The sequence below is a fragment of the Chitinophaga sp. genome (assembly GCF_035564935.1).
Classification (GTDB): domain Bacteria; phylum Bacteroidota; class Bacteroidia; order Chitinophagales; family Chitinophagaceae; genus Chitinophaga.
In genome coordinates, this window is the sequence record NZ_DATMTE010000067.1 from 1 (window position 1) to 5,591 (window position 5,591).

The following is a 5,591-nucleotide window of genomic DNA, read 5'->3' on the forward strand; positions in this document are numbered from 1 at the left end:
GCGTAAAAGGCGGAGGTTGCTCCGGCGTTGCCTATATGCTTGGATTTGATGCACTTATGGAAGATGACGACCTGTTTGAAGTATCCGGCATTCCCGTGATCATGAAAAAGGCACATGGCATGTATCTCATGGGAATGGAAATAGATTACCAGCAAGAAAGCGATGCCGCCGGTTTCGTATTCAGACAGCCTGCCAGCTAATCATCATCTTCCCAAAATATACCGCATAAAAAAACCTCCTGGCTTACCAGGAGGTTTTTATTTATCAAACATTATTTCAGTAATGTCTTACTTATTTAGCCGCGGGAGCTGTTTTCTTTGCAGTCACTTCCACTGCATCGCCTTCGTTGGCCAGCTGGTTCCTCTTGTCGAAGTCAACCAATACAGGCGCCGCAACAAAGATAGAGGAATAAGTACCGGTGATCACACCGATCAGCATCGCAAACGCGAAACCGCGGGTTACTTCACCACCAAACACAAACAGGATCAGGATGGTGAGGAACACTGTCAGAGACGTCATAATAGTACGGCTCAGGGTATCATTGATCGCTTTATTGATCACGGTGTTCCTGTCGCGGCCATGTGTGCCGGTCCTGAAGTATTCACGGATACGGTCAAACACGATCACGGTATCGTTCATGGAGAACCCGATCACTGTCAGGATCGCAGCAATAAAGTGCTGGTCAATTTCCAGTGTGAACGGTACAAAAGACCGGCACCAGGAGAATACAGCCAGGGTAACCAGTACGTCGTGCAGCAGGGAGAAGATAGTACCGATAGAGTACTGCCACTTGCTGAAACGTAACAGGATATACAGGAAGATCACTACGATAGACAGGATGGTAGCCTTCACCGCACCTGCACGCAGGTCATCGGAAATGGTTGGCGATACTGTTTGTGATCCTACAATGTAACGGGAGGCAAATACGTCAGGCGTTACGGAAGCATCATAGAACTTCTTCAGGCCATTGTATAATTTGTCGGCTACTTCCTTATCAACCGCCAGGCTCTGCTGCTCAATTTTATAAGCAGTAGTAATGCTCAGCTGGTTGGTGCTGCCAATAGTTTTAACGAATACTTCTGAGTCAAATTCTTTCTTCAGTACATCTGCCACTTCTTCACGGTTCATCGGGTGCTCGAAGCGTACAGTATAGCTGCGGCCACCAGAGAAATCGATACCGTGGTCGAAACCATGGAAGAAAGAGGAAACACCTGCTACCATTACGATGGCAGAAATGATATAGGCATATTTACGTTTACCTACGAAATCGAATGCCACATGTTTAAATACTTTACGGGAAATTGGTGTGAAGTATTCAAAATGTCTTTTCTTCTTCATCCAGAAGTCGGTTACCATACGGGAAACCAGGATACCGCAGAACAGTGACAGGAACAAACCTATGATCTGGGTAGTGGCGAAGCCCAGTACAGGACCCAAACCAAAGTAGAACAGGATGAAGGCGGTGAGCAGGGAGGTAACGTGACCATCGAGTACCGGTGCATAGGAACGTTTGTAACCGTCTGCCACCGCGTCGTGGTACGACTTGCCATGTGTGAGCTCGTCCTTGATCCTTTCAAAGATGATTACGTTGGTATCTACCGCCATACCGATGGTGAGTACCATACCGGCAATACCGGCCATTGTTAACGTAGCGCCCATGGAAGCCAGGATACCAAAGGTAAACAGCAGGTTCAGCACCAGTGCGATATTAGCCACCCAGCCTGCACTGTTGTAGTACACCAGCATCAGCACGAAGATGATACCGAAGGAGATCATGAAGGATTTGGCGCCGGCTGCGATGGATTCAGCACCCAGGGTTGGTCCTACGATCTGTTCCTGTACAATTTGTGCAGGAGCCGGCATTTTACCGGATTTCAGGATGTTGGCGAGGTCATTTGCTTCTTCAATGGTAAAGCTACCACTGATAGAAGAGCGGCCACCGGCAATTTCACCCTGTATGGAAGGAGCAGAGTAAACGATGTTATCGAGCACTACTGCTACGTAGTTAAAGGTAGCGGGATCTTTTGGATTGGTTGGAGCCAGTTCACCGGTCAGTTTTTTCCACTGGTGGGCGCCCTCGTTATCCATTGTCATGCTGATTTCCGGCTGGTTGTTCTGATCCATGTCCTGGCGGGCATCAACGATGCTGGCGCCGCCTACACGGGGTTCAGGGTTGGCCGGGTTCACTTTCAGTGCATATACGGCCAGCGGACCGTGTTTATCTTCTTTATTTTCAGCACCAAACGCAAAAACCAGGTCTTTAGGCAGGATAGCCTTTACAGCCGGCAGTTCCACGTAGCGGTTAAATGTAGCGGTATCTTTTGGTAAGATCCTTCCGATAGACGGGCCGGGAAAAACGGAACCTGACTGTGGGTCTACGTTAGGGAATAATACCATGAACAGTGGGTTCTGCTGCTGTTGTTCTTTCAGCTGCAGTTCTTTGCTGGCATTTTTGCTGGTATCTTTTTTAGACAGGTAATCGGTCAGGCTGCCATCTTTACTGGTATCCTTCGCAGCGGCGGCAGTAACTGCAGCGGCCGTGTCAGTTGCAGCGGCAGGCGTAGCAGGAGCAGCGGTAACTGCGGCCTTTGCATTCCTGATCGCGTCGTTCATCGGGGACAGTACATTCTGGATAAAGTCCGGAGAGTTTTTGTATACTTCCCTGAATTCGAGGTTGGCAGTTGCCTGCAGGTATTTGTGTACACGGGCTGCGTTATCAACACCAGCCAGTTCCACGGAGATCAGTCCTTTATTTTCATCCAGGCTGATGTTAGGTTGTGCCACGCCAAATTTATCAATACGCTTCTGCAGTACGATATAGGTATTTTTAATGGCAACACGTGATTCCTTGCGGATCATGTCCAGCACCTGCTGATTGGAGGAGTTGAAAGTGATATCCTTCTGGTAGGCATTTGCAAAAATAGACGCCAGTTTACCCTGTGGTGCTACCTCGGTGTATGCTTGTCCGAACAAGGTAACAAAATCGGCCTGGTTAGTTTTCTTCAGCTCATTTGCTCTTTCCAGCGCTCTGTTGAAAGCGGCATCCTTGGATTGACCGGATAATGCGCGGATAACATCTTCCACGCTTACTTCCAGTACCACGTTCATACCACCTACCAGGTCCAGACCGAGATTCAGTTCTTTCTCTTTGGCCTTGGTATAGGTAACATTCCACGGGAAGCCTGCAATCTTTGTGCTGCTGGTACTGTCCACAATCTCTTGTCTCCTCTGTTTAATAAACCCTTTGAGGGTATCTGAGTAGAAGCCCTGCAGTTCCGAACTGCCTGGATATTTCTTTTCAGGTGTAGGGTATTGCTTGGCCACATCGTTTTCGGCCTGCTGCTCTATCTTCTTCTCATAGTTCCGCACCAAAAACGTGAAGGACAATTGGTACAAAGAGATAAGGATCAGTGCGATGGCAAAAAATCTTACCAGTCCTTTAAGTTGCATACTGTTTGTTTCGGGTTTATAAAAAAAAATTTTAAGAGTTGCAAAGATAGAATTTAAATCGATATATTAAAGTCTTAGTTAAAAGACACGCAAAATCAATATGCGCCTGCCTTTGCAGGTTGGTTGGCACACTTTTTTTAAATCTGCTGCTCCCGGATTCTGGTCTTTTATGTATATTCCTTTGCTTTACAATCTATAACAACGACAAATATATGCAAACCCAACATTATCCGGCAACAGATAATTTCCTGGAAGCTTTGCTGAAAAGTCAAAAAAGCCGGTTAGGCGCCATATTCAGCGATCCTTCCACCTACCGTTTACAGGTCATTTTTTCCCGTATAGACCGGGACGGGCAGCAGCTGCCTCATTTCACAGACTATTACTACGGCGTTTCCCCCAACACCTACTTCTACCCTGCATCTACGGTAAAACTGCCTGCAGCCGCCCTGGCACTGGAAAAACTGAACGATCTGCAGATCCCCGGCCTTGACCGTGATACCCCTTTCTTTACGGCTCCCCTTACGGGGATCAATACCGGCGTGCGCCACGACCGCTCTGCCGCTTCCGGCCTCCCGTCGGTAGCCCATTATATAAAGAAAATATTTCTTATCAGCGACAACGATGCCTATAACCGGCTCTACGAGTTCATAGGGCAGGAGCCGTTTAACCGCAGGCTGTGGGAAATGGGATACACAGCCGCCCAAATCCGCCACCGGGTAGGGCTTCCACTTTATGAAGCCGACAACAGGCGTACCAATGCCGTGTGCTTCCGGGAGGGCAACAACATCCTGTACCAGCAGCCGGCGGCACACAGCCACCTGGAGTTTTCACCGCGGGAAGACTTTGCAGGGAAAGCCTGGTACAATCATCTCAACCACCTGGAACACCAGCCTATGAACTTTTCCCACCGCAATAAACTCCCCCTTTCCAGTCTTCATAATATACTGCGCAGCATAATTTTTCCGGAAGCTGTAACAAATCGTCAACGTTTCCGTTTAACAGGAGAAGATTACCGTTTTTTGTACAGATGTATGTCCCAGCACCCGGACGAGTCAACGGATCCGGCTTACGACAAGGAACAATACTATCAGGCATATACCAGGTTTTTACTTTTTGGAGGTGACCGGAACAGCCGGATACCGGCACATATCAGGATATTCAACAAACCGGGATGGGCATACGGATTTCTGACTGATACAGCATATATTGCGGATTTTGTCAACAAAACAGAATTTCTGCTGTCTGCCAGTATTTTTGTGAACACGACCGGTATCCTGGGAGATGACCAACCGGCCTTTGAAAAAACAGGCAAACCTTTTCTCAGAACATTGGGGGAAGTTATTTACGAATCGGAGGTCAGGCGCCAAAAGAATATTGTACCGGACCTGTCCCGCTTTGAACTAAATGATAAAAAAACAACCGATCAATAACACAATTTAAAAACTGAGAGCAAAATGCTAACCAAGAAAAATCGCGTATGGGCAGTTGTGGCCCTGCTGACAGGAATCATCGGCCTTTCTTCCTGCCTGAAGAATGATAACAATTACACGCCACCAAGACAACAGGCACAGGTTGCGATACTAAGCAGTTCCGCGGGTATGCTTCCCGGTACTTTCTTCGATAATGACCAGAAAGTAACTGATAAGGATTTTGTCTATAATTTCACCGCCAGTTATGCGGTTTTTGGCGGCCCTCATAAATTTGACCTGAAGAAGAAAGGTGGCGATAGTTTGCTTACAAGTACAACTTTCAACTTCGACTCCACACAATTTTACACTTACCTGATCTGGAATAAGAACCCGATAAGATCTACCATTATTAAAGTAGATCAATCCAACTACAGCCGTGACAAGATCGGTATCCGTATCCTGAACCTCAGCGAAAATGCCGGTCCGATAGACGTATACATCGGCCAGGAAAAGATCGATAGCAACCGTATTTATTTTAACGGTGATGCCAGTGGCGCCAGCGTATTCAAACTGTACAACAGCTTCAGCGCAAACAACTCTTTAGTTATCAAGGAAGCTGGTACAAATACTACGCTGACCAGTGTAAGCGGACCAAGTGACCTGAAAGTAGGTCAGTTCTCTGCTGGAAACTTCTATACCATTTATCTTATGGGAACTAAAGGAAGCAGCGGC

At 47.4% G+C, this 5,591-nt stretch carries 4 protein-coding genes; 3 read left to right on the plus strand and 1 reads right to left on the minus strand.

Annotated elements, in window-relative coordinates:
* The coding region (locus VN105_RS01875) for a HesB/IscA family protein (RefSeq protein WP_325637366.1) at positions 1–200 on the plus strand (200 nt) is incomplete at its 5' end.
* Positions 201–291: 91 nt separating this feature from the next.
* Here VN105_RS01875 and secDF read toward each other — a convergent pair.
* Positions 292–3,450, minus strand: coding sequence for a protein translocase subunit SecDF (secDF, locus tag VN105_RS01880; protein ID WP_325637368.1), 3,159 nt, complete (start codon positions 3,448–3,450; stop codon positions 292–294).
* A gap of 212 nt (positions 3,451–3,662) precedes the next feature.
* On the opposite strand from secDF, the gene VN105_RS01885 reads away from it, so the two are divergent.
* Positions 3,663–4,880, plus strand: a complete 1,218-nt coding sequence (locus VN105_RS01885) for a serine hydrolase (RefSeq protein WP_325637370.1) — start codon at positions 3,663–3,665, stop codon at positions 4,878–4,880.
* Positions 4,881–4,904: 24 nt separating this feature from the next.
* Positions 4,905–5,591: DUF4397 domain-containing protein (locus VN105_RS01890; RefSeq protein WP_325637372.1), on the plus strand; the 687-nt coding region annotated here is incomplete at its 3' end.